The 19,735-nt window shown below is 38.3% G+C and carries 15 protein-coding genes; all 15 read right to left on the reverse strand.

Translation table 11 applies throughout. From position 1 onward, the window contains the following. Positions 1–28 precede the first annotated feature (28 nt). Positions 29–1,207, reverse strand: a complete 1,179-nt coding sequence (locus BFP71_RS05320) for an acetyl-CoA C-acyltransferase (protein WP_069834390.1) — start codon at positions 1,205–1,207, stop codon at positions 29–31. A 31-nt stretch (positions 1,208–1,238) separates the two neighbouring features. Next, a complete protein-coding gene (locus tag BFP71_RS05325; protein ID WP_069834391.1) occupies positions 1,239–3,623 on the reverse strand; it encodes a 3-hydroxyacyl-CoA dehydrogenase/enoyl-CoA hydratase family protein in 2,385 nt (794 codons plus the stop codon). 4 nt (positions 3,624–3,627) lie between these two features. Continuing rightward, entirely contained in the window at positions 3,628–4,062 is a 435-nt protein-coding gene (locus BFP71_RS05330; RefSeq protein WP_069834392.1) for a MarR family winged helix-turn-helix transcriptional regulator, read from the reverse strand. A gap of 97 nt (positions 4,063–4,159) precedes the next feature. Further along, the gene (locus BFP71_RS05335; protein ID WP_176723325.1) at positions 4,160–6,811 is read right to left on the reverse strand and encodes an SLBB domain-containing protein; all 2,652 of its coding nucleotides are present in this window, start codon (positions 6,809–6,811) and stop codon (positions 4,160–4,162) included. 174 nt (positions 6,812–6,985) lie between these two features. Further along, on the reverse strand, positions 6,986–7,186 hold the full coding sequence (locus BFP71_RS05340; protein ID WP_069834394.1) for a hypothetical protein: 201 nt from the start codon (positions 7,184–7,186) through the stop codon (positions 6,986–6,988). A 4-nt stretch (positions 7,187–7,190) separates the two neighbouring features. After that, entirely contained in the window at positions 7,191–9,044 is a 1,854-nt protein-coding gene (locus BFP71_RS05345; RefSeq protein WP_069834395.1) for a tetratricopeptide repeat protein, read from the reverse strand. Positions 9,045–9,410: 366 nt separating this feature from the next. Then, positions 9,411–11,036, reverse strand: a complete 1,626-nt coding sequence (locus BFP71_RS05350) for an Ig-like domain-containing protein (RefSeq protein WP_069834396.1) — start codon at positions 11,034–11,036, stop codon at positions 9,411–9,413. After that, positions 11,033–11,914 (reverse strand): class I SAM-dependent methyltransferase, encoded by an 882-nt coding sequence (locus BFP71_RS05355; RefSeq protein ID WP_069834397.1) that lies wholly within the window; start codon positions 11,912–11,914, stop codon positions 11,033–11,035. Before BFP71_RS05355 ends, BFP71_RS05350 begins: the two co-directional genes overlap by 4 nt. Next, positions 11,911–13,776 (reverse strand): tRNA uridine-5-carboxymethylaminomethyl(34) synthesis enzyme MnmG, encoded by a 1,866-nt coding sequence (gene mnmG / locus BFP71_RS05360; protein ID WP_069834398.1) that lies wholly within the window; start codon positions 13,774–13,776, stop codon positions 11,911–11,913. The genes BFP71_RS05355 and mnmG overlap by 4 nt, the downstream gene beginning before the upstream one ends. A 73-nt stretch (positions 13,777–13,849) precedes the next feature. Then, positions 13,850–14,278 (reverse strand): rRNA maturation RNase YbeY, encoded by a 429-nt coding sequence (ybeY, locus tag BFP71_RS05365; protein WP_069834399.1) that lies wholly within the window; start codon positions 14,276–14,278, stop codon positions 13,850–13,852. Between the two features lie 3 nt (positions 14,279–14,281). Further along, positions 14,282–14,683, reverse strand: a complete 402-nt coding sequence (locus tag BFP71_RS05370; RefSeq protein WP_069834400.1) for an ATP-binding protein — start codon at positions 14,681–14,683, stop codon at positions 14,282–14,284. A 9-nt stretch (positions 14,684–14,692) separates the two neighbouring features. Continuing rightward, positions 14,693–18,082 carry a coiled-coil domain-containing protein gene (locus BFP71_RS05375; RefSeq protein ID WP_069834401.1) on the reverse strand — a complete coding sequence of 1,130 codons (3,390 nt, stop codon included), beginning with the start codon at positions 18,080–18,082 and terminating at the stop codon, positions 14,693–14,695. A 92-nt stretch (positions 18,083–18,174) separates the two neighbouring features. Further along, positions 18,175–18,933: an exodeoxyribonuclease III gene (locus BFP71_RS05380; RefSeq protein WP_069834402.1), complete on the reverse strand. Its 759-nt coding sequence runs from the start codon at positions 18,931–18,933 to the stop codon at positions 18,175–18,177. Further along, positions 18,930–19,295, reverse strand: a complete 366-nt coding sequence (locus BFP71_RS05385) for a hypothetical protein (RefSeq protein WP_069834403.1) — start codon at positions 19,293–19,295, stop codon at positions 18,930–18,932. The genes BFP71_RS05380 and BFP71_RS05385 overlap by 4 nt, the downstream gene beginning before the upstream one ends. 1 nt (position 19,296) lies before the next feature. Beyond that, positions 19,297–19,641 carry a carboxymuconolactone decarboxylase family protein gene (locus BFP71_RS05390; protein WP_069834404.1) on the reverse strand — a complete coding sequence of 115 codons (345 nt, stop codon included), beginning with the start codon at positions 19,639–19,641 and terminating at the stop codon, positions 19,297–19,299. Positions 19,642–19,735 lie beyond the last annotated feature (94 nt).

Here is a 19,735-nt window from a genome sequence, read left to right on the forward strand (position 1 = left end):
TGCGCCCTTTCAACTTTTAAGCTTGGTTTTACTTAAGGAATTCGTAAATACCTGCTACCCCTTGGCCTCCACCGACACAAGCGGTTACCATACCATATTTGGCGTTTTCTCTTCTTCTCATTTCATTGAAAAGCTGGACTGACAATTTGGAACCTGAGCATCCTAGTGGATGACCTAGCGCGATCGCACCACCATTTACATTTAAGATTGACCTATCAAGATCTAATTCTTTAATTACAGCTAGTGACTGAGCGGCGAATGCTTCATTTAGTTCTATCAGGTCTAGATCAGACTGTTTCAAACCAGCTTGTTTCAACGCCTTCGGCACTGCTTCTACTGGACCTATTCCCATAATTCTTGGGTGAACTCCTACGGCAGCGTAAGTAACCATTCGAGCAATTGGTTCTAGGTTCAATTCCTTGACCATCTTCTCTGACATGACCATTACAAAAGAGGCTCCATCAGAGACTGGCGATGAATTACCTGCCGTAACTTGACCTCCTTGTGCAAATACTGGCCTTAGCTTTCCTAAAACATCTAAGGATGTATCGCCTCTAGGTCCTTCATCTGTATCGACTGTATATGATTTTTCAACGATTTTACCATCAGGACCAACCACTTTGTCTGTCACTTTAATCGGCACAATTTCGTCTTTGAATTTACCTTCTGCTTGTGCAGCAACTGCTTTCAAATGAGAATCTAGTGCAAACTGATCGGCTTCTTCTCTATTGATGTCAAACTCTTTTGCAACTTGTTCCGCCGTTAAGCCCATGCTTAGATAGTAATCACTATGTTCCGTGGCCAACTTGTAATTTAAGGCTGTTTTATAGCCCATTACAGGCACCATAGACATAGACTCGGTACCTCCAGCAATAATGCAATCGGCTGTTCCAGCATGTACTCTGGCAGAGGCTAAAGCGATGGCTTCTAAGCCCGAACCACAATATCTGTTTACTGTAACCCCTGGTACTTCGATCGGTAAGGATAGTAGTGAAATCATTCGAGCCATTTGCATCCCTTGCTCGGCCTCTGGTACTGCATTACCTACAATAAGGTCATCTACTCTTTTTGCATCGAAACTCGGTACTTGGTTGACTAAGTGCTTAATTACGTCAGCAGCCATATCATCCGGGCGAACTGTTTTTAAAACACTTCTTTTGCCTCGGCCTACTGCTGTTCTATATCCTGCTACTATATATGCGTCCATTTTTGGGTTGTTATTTTTTGAATGAAAATGATTAATTACGAAGCGGTTTCCCTTTGAAAAGAATGCTATGAATTCTTTCCAGCGTCTTAGGTTCTGCCGTTAATTCGACAAACATTTGTCGTTCTAAATCCAGTAAATACTGTTCCGATACTTCTTGTGGGAAAGTCAAATCTCCACCGCACATTATCCACCCTAATTTGCGTGCAATTTTAGCGTCATGTTCTGAAATATAGTTTCCTAAAAGCATGCCGTTGATTCCTGCCTCAAATAGCGCCAAGCCAGTTCTTCCTTGAACTTTGATGTTCTTTCTTTCTACCGGTTGAGTATAACCAGCCTCATAAAGCTCAAGTACTTTAGCCTTAGCGTCTGTCAGCAGCCTTTTCCTATTCAGCGTTATACCATCTTGAGGTCTAAGAATATGCATGCCTCTCGCTTCCTCTGCTGAAGTAGCCACTTTAGCTGTTGCGATATTCATAAATGCTTCTTGTAGACGGTTCAACTCTGGATCGCCTCCCTCGATTGAGTCTGCCACTCTCATAGTCAATTCTTTGGTGCCGCCACCTCCTGGGATCAAGCCAACTCCAACCTCTACTAACCCAATATATGTTTCTGCGTGTGCCTGAATGGCATCGCAATGCAGCGATAATTCGCATCCTCCTCCTAGGGCCAGGCCAGCTGGGGCTGACACCACCGGAATCGAAGAGAACTTCGCCCTTTTCATCGTATTTTGGAATTGCGCTACCATCAAGTTCACTTCATCGAACTCTTGATCTCCAGCAAACATGAAGAGCATGGCTAAGTTGGCGCCTGCCGAGAAGTTTTCTCCTTCATTTCCAATGACCAAACCTTTGTAATCTTTCTCGGCCATTGAAATTGCAGTCTCAATTCCCTCAATCACTTCCTGACCGATCGCGTTCATTTTTGTGTGGAATTCCAAGCAAAGTACACCATCTCCAATATCAAAAATGGAGGCTCCTGGGTTACCCCATACCTTATTCGTTTCTCTAATATTCTCAAGAATTACAAGGTCTTCTGTGCCAGGTATAGTCTTGTATGATTTAGAAGGGATGTCGTAGTATTTTTTAATCCCTGACTCAATCTTATAGAATGATTCATGACCAGCGGCTAACATCTCATATACCCACTCGGCTGGTTTCAGGTGCATACTTTCCATCTGCTCTACCACCGATCGAACCCCAAGTAAATCCCAAGTATCGAAAGGGCCCATTTGCCATGCAAAGCCTGCGCAAACTGCTTGATCTATCCTAAAAAGTTCATCTGAAATTTCTGGTATACGATAGGTCACATATTTAAATGTGTCATAGAAAGTCTTTCTGTAGAATTCACCTGCCTTATCGTCAAAGTTGACCAGCATTTTAATTCTAGCCTTAAGGCTTTCTTCATCTTTAACAGCTTCTAAAGCTTTAAACCTTGCCTTAGTTCTATCACCATATTCGAAAGTCTTGAGGTCTAATTCCTGTATAACCCTTTTACCATTCGCGTCCTTTGATTTTTTGAAGTATCCCTGGCCAGATTTATCTCCAAACCAGCCTTTTTCATGAACTTCTTTTACAATTTTCGGTAAAACAAAGGCCTCTTTCGACTCATCATTCGGTAAACCTGCGTAAAGGTTATTTGCCACATTAACAGTTGTATCAAGACCTACTACATCCATTGTTCTGAAAGTTGCAGATTTAGCTCTACCGATAATTGGGCCAGTCATCCTATCTACTTCACCGACCGTCAGCTCCATATCCTCAATGGTATGCATTGCCGACATAATCGCATAGATTCCAATTCTGTTGGCGATAAAGGCTGGGGTATCTTTACACAATACAGTTTCCTTACCAAGGTACAGGTCACCGTAATGCATTAAATAATCAATGATCTCTGGGTCTGTTTTAGGGCCTGGTATAATTTCTAAAAGCCTTAGGTATCTTGGTGGATTAAAGAAGTGTGTTCCGCAAAAGTGTTTTTGGAAATCTTCACTTCTACCTTCTGACATTAGGTTCATCGGAATCCCCGAGGTATTCGATGTAATAAGTGTTCCAGGCTTTCGGTACTTTTCTACCTGATCAAAAATGATCTTCTTGATGTCAAGCCTTTCTACAACAACTTCAATGATCCAGTCAACATTCGCAATCTTTGACATATCATCCTCGAAATTTCCAGTAGTAATCAGCTTGGAGACTGACTTGTCGTAAACTGGGGAGGGCTTAGACTTTAATGCAAAGGTGAGCGCATCATTTACAATTTGATTTCTGGATGCCGGTTTATTCTTGTTATATTCTGTTAAGTCTCTTGGGACAATATCCAAAAGCAAAACTTCTACACCAATATTGGCAAAATGACAGGCAATTCTGGAACCCATTACTCCAGAACCCAATACTGCTACTTTTTTTATACTTCGACTCATGTGTTTAGAATATTGATTTAGAATCTATCAATTGATTAATCTTAGTTATTACCTCAAAGAATGTATCGAGCTTATCCGATGCAATCGATTTCCTAACAGCTTCATTAAAACGGATCACCGTTTCCCTTGAAACTCTTCTTTTTTCCTGACCTGTTTCGGTCAAGAAAATTCTCACCGACCGGCCATCGTTCGGGTCTTTTTCTCTGTAGATAAAGCCTTTTTCTTCCATGTTTTTTAACATGCGCGTAAGACTTCGAGATTCGAGACCCATAAGAGGTGCAATCTTTGTTGCAGGTGTACCTTCAACAGGGTCAATGTTAAGGACGACAAAAGCCATGGATGTTGTACTCTCATGCTGTACAGCCTGTTGGTTATACATCCTGTAAATGGCATGCCAGCACATTTTTATTTGGTGATCTACAGTCTCTTCTCTCTTCATAAGGCTTTGAGGTCTTACGAATTTAGAAAAAATTTGTTATGCATGCATACTATTTTCTCTAAAAAAAGAGCCTAGCATAAAATAGGCTCTAACTAAATTAATTTTCAGCGATTCTTTGAGCTAAGAAAACTGCCGTCAATGAAGAACTAATAATAGCAGCAAGCGTACCGAATGTTTCTAAGAATTTACCATTGTTTTGGCGCTCTGGTTTCGGAGGTTTAATGGAGACTGTAATTATGGATCCATCGAGAACCCTAGGGTTAGCAAACCAACCAACTTTTCGAGTGAACCCAGTAGGTTCCGTGATGTATATTTTTCTACCTTCTTTCGTTTTTCCTCCAGCATTTCTAACGTATGTTCTTACACCTTTACCAGAGATATACTTTTGCAAGGATGGGTTAACCACCTGACCACCAACTTGAACAGTAAAAACAGATTCTGGGAATACAATACGGTCATTATCGTTTACTGTAATATCAAACTTCGAATTACGCTCTTCAAAGAGTTTTTCAAAAGAAAATGCCAATTGTTGACCATTTCTAAAAAATTTTGCTCCTGGCAAATAGACATTGGGAGATAAACCTCCTGCCCGCCTTATAACACTTGACAGTGTTTCTCCCTTGGATTCCAAATAATAAGTTCCGGGAAACTTGACCTCGCCTTCTAAAACTACAGATCTTCCTTCAGCAGACCCTGGTATCAAGTCCACATTAATTCTATCATTATGTTTTAGTAGAAAGTCATTATTATCTGATGCCGATTTAAGTCCTAATAAATAATCTTTGTCGACTTTTACCCTTTGATTTGTAGCAATTTCATTTCCACTAAAGTCAAAAAATTCACGTGTGATTGTTACTGAGTCTTGAAAAGACTTTTCCAAAAACCCTCCAGCCTGAATTAGTAAATCTTCTACGTTCATTTCTTCAGTCATTCTAAATCGACCGCCGTTTTTTACGGCACCTTGAACAGAAACATACTTTTCTAAAACCTCCGTAATATCTCTACTATAAAGAATAACCTGATCTTTCGGCCTTAAGACAACATCAAATTGCTTATTCAAGACGCTATCAAGATCAAAAGACACAACTTGATATTCGATTTTTCCTTCCTGATATCGAAAGAGATCCGCCCTGCTAGTCAAAATTCGATTTTGAAAATCTAAGTCTTCGATATTGGCAGACATGAATATAAGGTCATAAAGAGAAAGGTTTTCTCTCCACGGCATAGTTATAGGGTCTGCCGCAAAGCCGGAGATAGAAACAGATTCTAGAGACTTAACCTCATTCTCATTATAAACTTTGAGACTATCTTGTCTTTGCAGTACTATATTTTCTGCCCCATTAGTTGAGTTAAGTATTGAAGAGAGAGAAAATGTTCTAAACTTTAAATCACCATTTTCATCGACTCTGAATAAATCCACTTTGTCTAAATAAGTATTAGGCCTGATACCACCAGCCTTCATTATCAAATCCTTTAGGTTCATTGTCTCGTTGAGCTGATATTCTCCTGGCCTAAAAACAGACCCTTCAATATTTACAACATTATTTAAGTCTTCTAATACCTTATCAAAGGTTATAATATCACCATCTTGAAGTTTGTAATTGACTCCTTGTTCGATTAATTCCTTGTAGTTGATATTGATAATTTCCCGATCAAAATTTGATGACCCATCTCTGTCCGAAATGGACTTTATTCTCTTAATCGTCACGGATTCAGTATAGGCTGTGGGTCTCAAGCCCCCAGCAAAACTGATTAGGTCAATCAACCCTTCGTTATCCTTTAATTCAAAAATAGCTTCCTTATTTACCTCTCCTAATAAGGTTATACTGTTCTTCCTACTTGGTATAAATACTACATCATTGCTTACCAGTCGAATGTCTTCTCTTGCAGTACCTTTTATGAGATAGTCGTACAAATCCATTGTTGATATGTACCTATTGTTTCGAAAGACTTTAATTTCTCTAAGTGAACCAGATATCTTGATTCCTCCAGAAACATAAAGTGAATTCATTGTGGTTGCAAATGCATTAATCAAATGCGACCCTGGCTTATTAGATTCCCCCATTACCATGATTCTGATGGGTCTTAATTTGGTCAATGAAACATCTAAAAATATTTTTGGTGGATTTTTCTTTAGACCTGAATAAAATTTAGAGAGATACTCTTTCATTCGAACATTCAGGTTTTCATAAGTAGTACCTGAAACGAACACTTGCCCAACATTAGGGATAAACAAGTTTCCATTGATATCGACTTTCCCCTCAAATTGGAACTCTGCTTCCCCCCATAAATAAACTCTTAACTCATCTCCTGGACCGATCAAATATCCCGGATCGATGTTTCCTACTAAAGCCCCTTGATTTGCATAAGGGTTATTATTAAATATGCTGTAGCCAAAGTACTTGACTGATGTACTTTGAGCAGTTACTGGCGCATTGGTTGGCTGGGTTTCAGCTTGTTTTATTATTTGATCACCCGAAGTGTACTTGACAGTATCTGTTGAAACTTCTTGAACATTTTTAGGAGTAGAGTCGGTCGTCTCAGATCCAGAAATATATTTTCTGATGTATTCGTCATAATCCAGTCCATATACTTTTGCTTGCCTTCTGGCATCATCTTCAGTCATTCCTCTTTTACGCAATTCAGATAGAATTTCTTCTTTCGTATCAATTCCTCTCTTTTCAAGTTCAGCTTTAACTTGAGCTTCAGACTGGGCATTTGTAGGAGTAATTGAAAAGACTGTTATCAACAAAAAAATTGATGCAAACAGACAGAAGGGACTTTTGGTTCTAGTATCTTTCATGTGTTGAAGCAAAAAAAACGCACCCTTTCGGGTAGCGTCAGTCCCTAAAAGTAAGAATTTTTTTTATAGGTGTAGCAATATAGTGCCTAAACCACCATCCTTAACATTATAATAATCTAGTTAAAACTCAGTAATGTGAAAATCTGGCCCTTTTCCTAGACTTATTAAATCAAACAATGAATAGAACTCTAAGGTGTAGGTATCTTTCAACTTACAGTCACCATTATCCATAATTTCCATGACTTCGAAATGAAAGGTTTCTCCAAAGTTGACAAGCTCAAAGCGCTTGCCAATTCTAAGGTTATTGAATGATGTTGACATTGAACTAATTACTAAAGTCTCCTCGTAATTCCCGGAATCTATTTCTTGCTTCTGCGACAAAAATACTTCCCGGAAACTTCTTAAGTAAATCGTTGTAAATATTCATTGCGTTCTCACTATTCCCTAGGTCTTCTTCGTTAATCTTGGCAGTGAGAAAAAGTGCATCGTCACCTAATATTTCGTAGTAGTAAGTTTCATTTATTTTATTCAGAGCTTCGAGCGCGAGCGGAAAATCTCCAAGTTCTCTTAATGTATTAGCTTTCAAATAAAGTAGTTCATCTACTATGGAGTGACTCTCATACTTGATCAACATACTATCCATAAGTGCAATGCTTTCTTGTTTCTGGTTCTGAAAAAGCATCAATTCAATGTTAGCATACTCTTGCATCACAAGATCAGTAGTATCAAACACAGTGTTATTCTTAATCAGTATACTTAAGTCGAGAGCATCATTTGCGATTTCTCTCGACGTTGCTAGTTTCAAGATATCCAAGTTGCTTTGTGCTAATTCGAAATCACCTTTGAAGTAAGATAGTTTAGCGCTCTTGAGTTTAGCCATATAACCCAAAGGTTCATCTTTAAACATCCTTTCTACTTGACCATAAAGAAGAATTGACTCCCAGGGTTCTTTATTTAATAAGTAGATATCGGCAAGATCCATTTTCGCTTCTGCAACCACCTTATTTCTTCCAACTGGCTGATCTAGAACTTCGGTGAGGGTTTCAATCGCAGCTGTGACTTGATTCAATTCAAAAGCTTGCAATAAAGCAACACGACGCTGTGCCTCAATTACTGAAAATACATCCCTAGACTGCTCAATAAAATCTCCATACTTAGTTATTAGTTGTTTTATTGCAGTTGTATCTACAGGGTATGTCGATTTTAAAACTTCTTCTTCAGACAGGAGTGTATATCTAGAAGCGAGTCTACGATTTGGACTTTCTTGAAAATCATTGAGAATATAATCAAATGCCTTTTGAGAAGTTTTGTAATCCGTATTTCTGTAGGCAATCATGCCTACATTCATGATATTATCTCCATTATTTTCTAACCTTCTATCCAATGCTCTTGCCTGACGTAGGGCTGCTGAAAAATTCTTTTGTTGCAGATGAGTCCATACTAACAAATCATTGAAGGCTGGTTTTCCAGGTTCTTTTTGAATGAAATCATATAGGATCACCTCTAGGGTATCTAAGTCCTCAGGTTCTCTAAGATAATTTTGAAGGGAATTTTTTACATAGTTTAAGTTCTGCGGCTGATTTTTTGAAAAGGTTAGATACTCTGAAACCATTTCCGCTTTTCGATTCATAAAGCGATATATATTGGCCAAATCCAGCGCAAACATATCTTCTCTGCCAATTGCCCTACGTCCATCTACATATGCCTTGATCGCCTTTTCACGGAAGTCTTTCTCAAAGAACTTATTCGCTAGAATTCTGATTCGCGTACCCTTCTTATCTTTTGAAGTCTTTAGAGTTTCTTTTCGAATAACATTGTCCAGTAAGGACTCTATTTTCTCTTCCTCCTTCTTTGCTCGATAAACAGTTGCTAAATCTATTTCATACTCAAAATTATCAGGATTGTCCCTTAAAACTTTCTTAACGTATTTCTCTGCTGCAGTATAATCTTCTTGGGTTAAAAGGAGGCTTAAGTACGTATTGTGGATCCGTACAATGTTTCTTTTATTCTTAGCTAACTTTTCAAATTCCTTTCGCGCCTTATCGACCTCACCAATGTTATAATATTCTCTTGCTATTTGGACTGGGTCATTTGATTGTGCATTTAAGGAACCAAGGGAAACAATTAGTGAACAGGTTACCCCGAGGAAATACTTTATCAACAGATTTAAGCGACCCATATTATATTTAATTGATTTATATAAAATTAAGTTATCGTTATTAGACCTGTGGATAAGTGGAAAACTTTTTAGTCAACATTTAATCCAAGTACTTGTTTACGTATTGTTCAATAATACGGTTTTGTTCACAATTTACTAACTCATAAGCTGCTGTATTTTAGCACTTTGCTTTTATTTGTTGGAAAACGTTCATGCTATGTGTATAACTTAGAATTTCTTGTCAACTGTTATATGTACTGTGGATTTGTGTGTAGAACAATGGAGTTATTCAGATAACGAATTTGGTATGGTCACAGGTATATAGATTAAGTGGATTAATTGACATAAGTCATACAGATATCCACAACTTATACTTCGAAGATTAAACTAGAAAATCACGTTTACATCTGTCTGTTCCCAGTTCTTTCTTACCTCTATAATCTTCGTATTATAGAAGTCATCAAAATAGAATTTAGCTGGTTCAGATACGGAATTTGTAAGTATGTTAGCTATGTCCCATTTTCCGTTTCCATTAATGTCTTTAATAACTCTCACTTGGTATCGTCCAGCTGGTATGTATGGAAAAGTGAAATTTTTCTCTGTGCTCTGCTTAATTACATTTAGTGTTCGACTATCAAGAAGTTGAACTAGAACGTTATTGGATGATGATGTAACCGTACCGCTGATGGTAGCTGTATTTTCTGCTAACAATTTAGTGATTGTCTTCTGTTGACCCTTAGAGCTGTCTAGATCAACTGATATAAAAGCCGCTGATCTAATGTCGAAAATGGCGCTTTGAGAATTGGTAGAAAACATTGTTTCAGCAGTAACTGGATATTTGACTTCTGTTCGGTATTCATTCCATTGAAAGAGACTCGTGTCTAGACTAATAATATTAACACTATCTCTAATGAAGTTGAGGCTATCAGCGTTTATAGTGAGTACTGGTTTAGTAAATTCAATGCTTAAGGTGTCTATGTCTAAGATTCCTGGTGAACTCTCAGTGAATTGATAAGTGAAATTAGTTTTGGATAGTTTTGATTCCACAAAGTAAAAATCTGCAGTATCTACTAAGGTGAAATTAAGTGAATCTTTTACCGAGTAAATGAGTTGGGTGGTATCCTCAAAGGTACGACTGGTATTATAGAAGCGTATTTTTTCTTCACTAAAAGGATGATAGATCAATTCCTGACCAGATAGGATTTTGAAGTCTTCAATAGCTTTGTTAAATGTAATATCGTAATAGGTACCGAAAGATCTGGCAGAAACAGTTCTAAGGTCTTCTGTGCTTAGATTCTGAAGAGTCATATCTATACCTTCCAATGAATTGCTTAACTCTAGAGTATCAGCATAAAATCCGTATTGTTCTTTATCTGTATCTGCAATACCATTATTGTTTTTATCCCTTACAGAATATATTCGGAAAGAACCGCTAGGAAGGTTCTGAAAAGTATAATTTCCAAGTGAATCTGTTTTACTGTAGTAGGATGCCGAGCCTTTTATAATGTCCAAAGAATCTTGAAGTTGATACAGAGAAACCAAGGCGTTTTCAACAGGTTCTTGGTTGTAAAGGTTCTTTACATTACCAGCAATAGATAAAGAATCAATGTATGGTCCAGTAGAAAAACTTATGCCAATACCTATTGCTGGATTGTTATTGGTAACATCTTGAATGCTGTTCGCAAAGTTTATGCTATAGGTTGTGCTGTCCTCAAAAGGTTCAAAGAAGGTTAAGGTAACCGTATTTTTGGTAATCTTTGATCTGAATGATCCTTTGGGCTTTGGTGTAATTACTAGATCGGTTTCCAGTGATCTGGCTTGTACTCTTTCATCAAAAGAAAAAATGAGTGTATTACCTGAATAACCCGTCTCTCCTGCCTTTGGGTTCGATGATATCAACTCTGGACCTTTTTCATCTTCAGGCCCTCCTGTTGGAGAAATGATGCGTGCGCAAGAAACTGCACATAGGTTGGCAATGATTATTAAGGCTATGAACCGATGGGTAGTGGTCATTTGCTAAGTATATATATTAAACTACTAAACTCTCCATTTCGCTTAGCCATTCGATTTGAAATGTAACCTCTTCTAAATGCAGATAGATACTTTTTACTTCCGGTTTTATATTGTTCAGATAATAGACTTACATAGTAACTGTCGAACTTCATGGGGTGTGTTGCAACAATATTCAGACCAAATGTTTTACTCAATTGATGAATACTCTTTTGAGAGAAATGGTATAAATGTCGCGGCACGTCATAACCAGCCCAATACTCTTGATAGTGCTGTGCATCATTACTATGAAAATTAGGGAGCGCTAAAAGCAGTATTCCATTCTCGTCTAATTGATTGATAAGATCGTTAAGTGTATTCTCTAAGTCATGAACATGTTCTAGAACATGAAATAGACTGATTGACGAAAAATTGGTTTGTGGATCTATTGAATCAGTATCAGGGAGAATATTTAGTTGATACTTCTCTTGAGCAAATGCTCTGGCGGTTGAGTCCGGCTCGACACCTTCTACATTCCATTTATGTTTGGTTAAGTAGTTAAGGAAAGCACCACTGCCACAGCCATAATCTAGATGGTTTTTAGCTAGTGTATACTTTTCCAAAATACCTCTCTTCGATCTAAAGTTTAAGGATTGAACCGATTTGTATATAGTGTCAAAAATTGGGTTGATTTTATCACCATGAGACACGTAACTATTTGATTTATAGTATGTTATGATTTTATCTTTACTTGGTCTGGGATTTGTGTAGATAGTGTCGCATACTTTGCATCTAGTAAGCTGAAAACGCTCTCCACTACCATAGTGATCTTCAACTAACCGATCGCTGATTAGCTCGTTGTTTCCGCACAAGTAACATGAATGGATTGTTTCTGTTATCATCTGCCCATATGTACCATCAGTACTGAAATATCTGCGGGGGAAACACCGCTAATTCTTGATGCCTGGCCAATCGTCTTCGGTCTTATTTTACCCAGTTTTTCTTTGGCTTCAGACGAGAGTGCAGTGATCTTGTCGAAATCCATACTGTCCCTGATAACCAACCCCTCTAGTTGGATGACACGTTCTGCCAGTTTAGTCTCTTTATCAATATAGTCCTCATACTTAATGTAGATATCAGCGCCTTCTAGTGTCGCTTTATCATACTTAGCAAAGTAAGATGAATAGTCTTCGTTAATATGAAGTAAATCATTGATATGGACTTGAGGTCTTTTAATTAGCTTTTTAACGGAAGAGCGATGCTTAATAGGGGCAGAATTCAATTGATCTAGAAGTTCATTGATGTCGTTAGGGTTTACTTTCTTCTGCTCCAAATCATTGAGTAGCTTATGAAGGTCTTGAGAACGGTTCTTCATTTGTGCTAAACGTTCATCAGTTGCCAACCCAATGGAATGTCCCTTTTCGGTTAGTCTAATGTCAGCGTTGTCTTGCCTAAGTAAAATCCTATGCTCTGCGCGCGATGTAAACATTCTGTAAGGTTCATCGGTACCCTTATTGATTAAGTCATCTATGAGCACACCAATGTAAGCTTCAGCCCTATTTAATATGAATTCAGGTTTACCATTAATTTTTTCATGAGCATTTATCCCAGCCATTAATCCTTGGCAGGCAGCTTCTTCATACCCAGTAGTACCATTAATTTGTCCCGCAAAGAAAAGATTCTCAATGATCTTTGTTTCAAGGGTGTTCTTTAGTTGAGTAGGTGGAAAGTAATCGTACTCGATTGCATATCCGGGCCTAAACATTTTTACGTTTTCAAAGCCAGGCACTTTCGTCAGTGCTTTGTATTGAATGTCTTCTGGAAGCGAGGTTGAAAATCCATTAACGTAGATTTCTACGGTATTCCAACCCTCTGGTTCCACAAAGATTTGGTGTCTGTTACGTTCTGCGAACCTATTGATTTTATCCTCTATCGATGGGCAGTATCTGGGCCCCAGGCCTTGGATTCGGCCGTTAAACATGGGGGATTTCTCAAAACCCTTTTCAAGTTCCGTATGGACCTCTGGATTTGTATAAGTGATATAACAGCTTCGTTGTTCCTCTAAAGGTTTAGTTTCTGTTGAGAAAGAGAATTTCTCTGCTAACTCATCACCAGCTTGTTCCTCCATTTTAGAATAATCTAATGATCTGCCGTCTACTCTGGGAGGAGTACCCGTTTTCATTCTGCCAGCCTCAAAACCTAGAGTAACTAGTTGCTCAGTTATTCCAGTTGATGCTTTTTCACCCGTTCGACCACCTCCAAACTGTTTTTCACCAATATGTATCACTCCATTCAAAAATGTCCCAGACGTAAGTATTACTGCATCAGCATGAAACTCTATACCCATACTAGTCTTGACCCCAACAACCTTATCTCCTTCTAACAAAATATTAGTCACCATTTCTTGCCAGAAGTCTACATTGTGATTGCTTTCAAGCGCCAAACGCCATTCTTCGGCAAACCTCATGCGGTCGTTTTGAGTTCGTGGGCTCCACATGGCTGGACCTTTGGATTTATTGAGCATGCGGAATTGAATCATCGACTTGTCGGAGATGATACCAGACATACCACCAAGCGCATCTATTTCTCGTACAATTTGGCCTTTAGCTACGCCACCCATTGCTGGGTTGCAAGACATTTGTGCAATGGTATTCATGTTCATGGTAATTAATAGAACCTTTGAACCCATTTTGGCACTAGAATACGCCGCTTCGCAACCAGCATGACCGGCACCGACAACAATAATATCGTAGTTTGAATGCATGATTTAAAACATGTGTTCCACGTGGAACATCAAATTGTGTTGTAATGTTTCACGTGGAACATGTGAGTGTCTTTCAAATGTGAAGCAAAGATAAAGAGTCTTCTTCTCTTTTGGTCATCTCTTTTTGTTCTTCAGGTGACTTGTCGTTTTGACCCAACAGATGAAGTAAGCCATGGACCATAACCCTGTGTAGTTCATGCTCAAATTGGGCGTCTTGTTTAGAAGCGTTGTCTTTAACTCGATCTAGAGAAATAAATAGGTCAGCAGAAATTGGAGCTGAGAGGTCATCGCGATTATCAAACGTGATGATGTCAGTAAAGTAATCGTGATTTAGGTATTGTTGGTTGACGTCTAGTAAATAGTTGTCTGAACAATATATGTAATTCAGAGCATCAATGGTTTGACCGTTTGACGCGGAAACGTCATGAAGCCATTGTCGTATAATCTTTTTGTGTTTGAGTTCGAAGTTGACTTCTTCAGTAAAGAAGTTGATCTCTGGCATTAATTAACTAAGGTAGAATGTGAGTTGTAAGTTTCGCCCCTCTTGTTGAAAGTCTACTTCGTCAGCTAAATGCTTGATTAGGAAAATCCCCCGGCCACCAACGTTTTCAATGTTCTCTGGGGCTGTTGGGTCTGGTAATTCGTGATGGTCGAATCCTGCACCTTCATCACTGATATTAAAAACTATTTGTTCGTCGCTTAAATTGGCATTTAAGGAGACAAGTTTGTCTTTATCTAATTTGTTTCCGTGTATGATGGCATTATTGACAGATTCTATCACTGCGATCATGATATTTCCATAAAGGTCATCTGTCAAGCTGTATACTTCTTTGGCGTTATCAACAAAGCTCTCGACGATGCGGATATTTTCGACCATGGACGGTATCTGGATACTAATGTTCTTCATTGAAAGTGATCAATTGTTTTCCTTAATCTTCTTAAAGTATTTACTGGTTTCCTTCTTGTAGTAGGGATTGAGTTTTGCTGGAATAGTTCTTAATAGTTCTATCTCTTTTTCTTTAGCTTTTAAATACTCATTAAGTGACTCAGGAATGGAAAGTTCGTAGTTCTCGGCACTACGGCCTTTTCTTTCATCATCCTCACCTCTCTCTTGAATGGAGTTTTCAGCTTCAAGTAGCCTTGTTAACATTTCTTGTTGGCGCTGAACAGTTTCATCAGTAATATTCTTATTGATTAAATCCCATTCGTTTTCTTCCATCTGATCGATCAACTTATCGATCTTCTCGCCCAATTTATTTCCATCAAGTCCGGTTTCAAAATTTTCGAGTGCATTTCTTAACCTTTCTTGCTGTGATGCTAATTGAGCCAATTCTTCTGAGAGCTGCCGTCCAGTTTTTCCACTTTCTTTAAGCTCTTTAATCTGTTCGCTTAATTGTCGCTGTAGATCACTAAGACCGCCCATTTGTGGCTTATTTTTGTTTCCTTTCTTTCCGTTACCAGGGCTCATCATTTGATTAGCCATTTGTTCTTGCATTTGTTGAACAATATCATCTAACAAAAGAGCTAAGTTATTAATAGAAGTCATTGCAAATTGCTGTTTACCAACGGCTTGACTGATTCTCTTTTCTTTCAGCGTTTCTACCGCACCTGACATTTGAAAATTCATAGCGGCTAACTCTTTCATTACAAAAGAGGAGATTTGAAATACTCTTTGTGATAAAGAGACTAAACTATCCTGGATAATTTTCGAGTCATCCTGTAGTTTGAGCTGGTCTTGAGATAGTTTAACATAGCGAGGGTCACTTTGCCGAATCTCCTTGAACTCATTCATCAAGTTTTCTTGGTTAAACGAAAGCGTCACAAGGTTATCGACTAGGTCTCTAAGGTGCTCTAGGTTTTCTTGTTGTTGTTCCATTTGAGCGGCACTCTGCATGTTTTCAAGGCTTTGTTTTAGCTCTTGCATCTTACCAGTGGCTCGTTTCTGGGATTTAGCTGCGTTTTGTCTGCTTTGTGATTGCTTTTGCTGTCCTTCTTTAGATTCTTGTTCCTCTCCCTGCTCACCTTCTTCGTTCTCCTCTTCTTTTTCACCGTTTTCTTCCTCGCTACTTTCTTCCTCCAAGGATTCTTGAGCTTTTTCCTGCTCTTCCTTAATGTCTTCTAACTGTTCATCTAGATCGTCAGGTAGCGGGTCTGGGTTTTTTCTCTCTTGATTAAGTTCTTCCAGTTTTTTGAGTTCCTCTTCTAATTTTTCTAAGTCTTCAAGCGCTTTTTCTTGTTCGTCAGCCAATTCTTCATTGCTCTTTTCCCCAGATTCTGTCTCTTTAGAGAGCTCCTCTTGGTCTTCGATTTCTTCTTCAAGATCCTCAATGCTATTTTCTAGCTTTTTGTCGAACTCCAGTTTTTTAAACAACTCAAGCGTTCTTTCAAGGTCTTCTTCAAGGTTTTGACTGTTTTCTCTCAAGTCTTGCATTTGATCCCTAAACTCCTCAATATCAGCGTTTTCTTCGAGTAGTTCTCTGAGTTCATCATACATTTTCTTCAACTCATCGTCAAGAACATTATTCATAATGTCTTGAAGCTGCTTCATCTTTTGTTTAAGCTCTTCACTTTGCGGCTGAAACTGATTTTGCTTTGAATTATTCAGTTCATTCTCTTTTTTCAGTTGCTCCATCTGTTGCGCGAGCTTCTCTTTTTGATCAAGAATCTCCTGCATTAGCTTTTCATCCTGCCAATCCATTTCCTTCTTGGTTTTTAAGCGTTCATCAGCTTCTTCGATCTTTCGGTTAAGTTCTTCCGCTTGCTTTAGACTTTCATCAACCTTTTGCTGAATTTGTTGACTGCTCTTTTCGATTTCTTCCTCGAGCTCTTCTTTTGAAGGAATTTTGAAACTGTATGTCGCACTTCTGTTAGTTTTCGACCCATTAACTGCATCATTATCAGATATTTGCATGTAATATTTCAGCTCGCTACCAGCTTGAATTTTAGCAGAATCTAATGTGAAAATGTGATAGTAACTCTGATCGTTTAATGACTTATTAATCGGTATGCTGATAAATTCATAATTAGAATCGTCGTATGAATAGTGGAAGGTAAGTCTGTTGAAACCATAGTCATCTTTGATTTTTCCGCCCAGTACAACGTTCTTATAAAGTACTGTGTCTTGGAATTGATCTAGGTTAATTTCTGGAAACCGATCTTTTATCACTTCTACTTGAAAGAGCAGAGAGTCTTTATTTCCGCTATATTGGTTTTGGAGTTGAATGGAATATGCGCTCGATTTGGAAAGTGTTTTGTTTACCTCAAATACATCATTTGCCTTCTTATCACCTGCAAGGTTCAAGCTGTCACTATCGAAGTTGATAGCTAACGATTCTGTTTCTTTCGTATTAAATATCCATCGAATGTTGGTACCCTCTGGAACAGTCAGGTTTCCAGAATTCTGTACTTGCTCATCTTTTATTTTGGTATACTCAGGGAAATCAAGGTCTATATTAAAGAGTGAGATACTTGGTCTTTCGAAGACATCAATGGTGTATTCTTCTGATAATACCCCTTCAGATTCTAACTTAAACGTGGTTTTCTGCCGAAGGCGATTGATTTTGTAGCTAAACTCATCAGCATTTATTTTCTCTGCTTTGATTTTTCGCTCGTTGATGACCACAAAAACATTTTCAGGGTTCGATCGCCCTTCAGTGTTAATATCAATAGTAAATGGCTCATCTTTAAATCCATTTAGCTGATTATTTTGAACGAGAAACTTGAATGGTGCTTCTGGTTGAAAATCGTTGTTGTAGTTGATGATTCTAGTGGAACTTTCAGTTATAAATTGCGGTAAGAACAGAAGAAGTAAAACCACAATTGATCCGGGGGCATAAATGTATCTTAAGTATTTCCGGTTCGCCTTTAAGTCAATTGCATTGACAAACGGTATGTGCTGTATTTCAGTGCTTTTTTGCCTTATACTCGCTTGTAATAACTCATTATCTTTATCAGAAAGAGACTCTAACTGTATGATATTCAGAAGCTTATCAGAAACCTCAGGGAAATGCTTACCAATTTGCTCCGCCGCTTCTTCATTACTGAGTTGATCGCCGCTTTTATTTAAAAGCATTAAGTTTTTAATGACCTTACTATAGAGTACGGCAAAGTTTAGCAGTATAAAACCGTAGAGAAGTATTGCCCTGCCTGCGTTTCCAAGTCGGCCAGAGTATTCTATGGTATTTATGAGTAGGAAAGAAAGAATCAGCAATGCACCGAACACAATGGCACCCTTAATCGCTTTATTCTTATAAAACTTGGCTTTATAGGAATTCAGTTGATTTTTAAGTGCTTCATTCGAACCCATACTTTATAAAAGAATTTATCTACACTCTAATTACGCAAATTAGCGTCAAAGGATTGTGAAACAATTGATAAACAGGAAAATATACGACTAAATCAGTCAATTTCTACCACAATCGGGCAGTGATCGGAGTGTTTAGCTTCAGGAAGTATATGAGCCCCTTTTAGTCTTGAAGACATTTCTTCAGAAACCATGTTGTAGTCAATTCTCCAACCCTTGTTATTTGCCCGTGCGTTCGCTCGGTAACTCCACCATGAATAATGATGAGGTTGGTCATTAAAAACCCTAAAACTATCGATAAACCCCGCGTCTATGAATTTTGTTAACCAGGCCCTTTCTTCAGGAAGAAACCCAGAGGACTTTTTGTTAGAAACAGGGTTGTGAATATCTATTTCGGTATGGGCAATGTTATAATCCCCGCATAGTACCAGATTCGGGTGTGTCTTTTTCAGCTCCAAGGCGTATTCGTAAAAAAAGTCGAGCCAGTCATATTTAAAGTCCTGTCTAATATCACCACTCGTTCCACTTGGCATATATACTGACATGACTGAAAAGTCTTCGAAATCTGCCCTAATAACTCTTCCTTCGGTATCGTATAAGGGATTATCACAGCCGATCGCTACGTTTTTTGGAGTTTCTTTGGTTAGAATCGCTACGCCACTATATCCCTTTTTATCGGCCGTTTCTGTATACATTTCATAGCCTAGTTCCTTGTAAAATGGCTCAATTTGATCCGGGTGCGCTTTGAGCTCTTGTAAACAAAGAATATCAGGATTTTCCTGAGCGAGCCATTCTGTAAAACCTTTCTTTAGCGCTGCACGAATACCGTTTACGTTGTAGGATATAATTTTCATAGGGTTATAATTAGGTCGTACTCATTTTCGAAATACTCGAGAACATTCATTTTCAAGAGCTTTTCTTGATCTAGTAAGTCGAAGCGGGGAAGCTTTTTTAAAGGTTTCCAATGTGGCCAACCATCTTCATCCAGCCCCTCTATTTCGTAATATCCTGAGTAACTCAAGACTTTACAAATGGCAATGTGCATTAAGTCTTGCTTTTCCTCCTTTGAAAATGTTTGCTTTCCTTTTCCAAGTTCTTGTACACCGATCAGAAAGAGGACGCTGTTCAAGTCTTTAGGCCTTTTACCGATAGTAGAGGCCAATGTACTCATTAGCTTTACCCACTTTCTTTGAAGGTCTAAATCCTTTTTGTACATATTACCCTTCTTTCTGGAGTTGCTCCCAGTATTCTACTGCTCTTCGCAAATGAGGAATTACAATAGTACCTCCGATCAAATTGGCGATTGAAAATATTTCGAATACTTGCTGTGTGGTGACGCCCACTTCATGGCATTTACCTAGGTGATAGCGTACGCAGTCGTCGCAGCGCAGCACCATAGAACTAGCCAAACCGACAACCTCTTTTGTTTTAACATCCAAAGCTCCCTCAGCAAAGGCGTTGGTATCTAAATTGAAAAGCCTCTTGAGAACTTTGTTATCTTCTTCAAGAATCTTTTCATTCATTTTAGTCCTGTATTCGTTGAATTCTTGAACTATACTCATGATTTGACTACTTTCTACTCTAATTAACTTTTATTGAAAAGGACTTTGGTATCATACTTTTCAGAATTTTTGTCTTTACTCTACCCAAACTTGT

The sequence above is a fragment of the Roseivirga misakiensis genome (genome assembly GCF_001747105.1).
Classification (GTDB): Bacteria; Bacteroidota; Bacteroidia; order Cytophagales; family Cyclobacteriaceae; genus Roseivirga; species Roseivirga misakiensis.

What these genes read in the sequence shown, in the direction of transcription:
- BFP71_RS05320 (WP_069834390.1), bottom strand. Translation starts at nt 1,207, where the DNA reads ATGGACGCATATATAGTAGCAGGATATAGAACAGCAGTAGGCCGAGGC.
- BFP71_RS05325 (WP_069834391.1), bottom strand. Translation starts at nt 3,623, where the DNA reads ATGAGTCGAAGTATAAAAAAAGTAGCAGTATTGGGTTCTGGAGTAATG.
- BFP71_RS05330 (WP_069834392.1), bottom strand. Translation starts at nt 4,062, where the DNA reads ATGAAGAGAGAAGAGACTGTAGATCACCAAATAAAAATGTGCTGGCAT.
- BFP71_RS05340 (WP_069834394.1), bottom strand. Translation starts at nt 7,186, where the DNA reads ATGTCAACATCATTCAATAACCTTAGAATTGGCAAGCGCTTTGAGCTT.
- BFP71_RS05345 (WP_069834395.1), bottom strand. Translation starts at nt 9,044, where the DNA reads ATGGGTCGCTTAAATCTGTTGATAAAGTATTTCCTCGGGGTAACCTGT.
- BFP71_RS05350 (WP_069834396.1), bottom strand. Translation starts at nt 11,036, where the DNA reads ATGACCACTACCCATCGGTTCATAGCCTTAATAATCATTGCCAACCTA.
- BFP71_RS05355 (WP_069834397.1), bottom strand. Translation starts at nt 11,914, where the DNA reads ATGATAACAGAAACAATCCATTCATGTTACTTGTGCGGAAACAACGAG.
- mnmG (WP_069834398.1), bottom strand. Translation starts at nt 13,776, where the DNA reads ATGCATTCAAACTACGATATTATTGTTGTCGGTGCCGGTCATGCTGGT.
- ybeY (WP_069834399.1), bottom strand. Translation starts at nt 14,278, where the DNA reads ATGCCAGAGATCAACTTCTTTACTGAAGAAGTCAACTTCGAACTCAAA.
- BFP71_RS05370 (WP_069834400.1), bottom strand. Translation starts at nt 14,683, where the DNA reads ATGAAGAACATTAGTATCCAGATACCGTCCATGGTCGAAAATATCCGC.
- BFP71_RS05375 (WP_069834401.1), bottom strand. Translation starts at nt 18,082, where the DNA reads ATGGGTTCGAATGAAGCACTTAAAAATCAACTGAATTCCTATAAAGCC.
- BFP71_RS05380 (WP_069834402.1), bottom strand. Translation starts at nt 18,933, where the DNA reads ATGAAAATTATATCCTACAACGTAAACGGTATTCGTGCAGCGCTAAAG.
- BFP71_RS05385 (WP_069834403.1), bottom strand. Translation starts at nt 19,295, where the DNA reads ATGTACAAAAAGGATTTAGACCTTCAAAGAAAGTGGGTAAAGCTAATG.
- BFP71_RS05390 (WP_069834404.1), bottom strand. Translation starts at nt 19,641, where the DNA reads ATGAGTATAGTTCAAGAATTCAACGAATACAGGACTAAAATGAATGAA.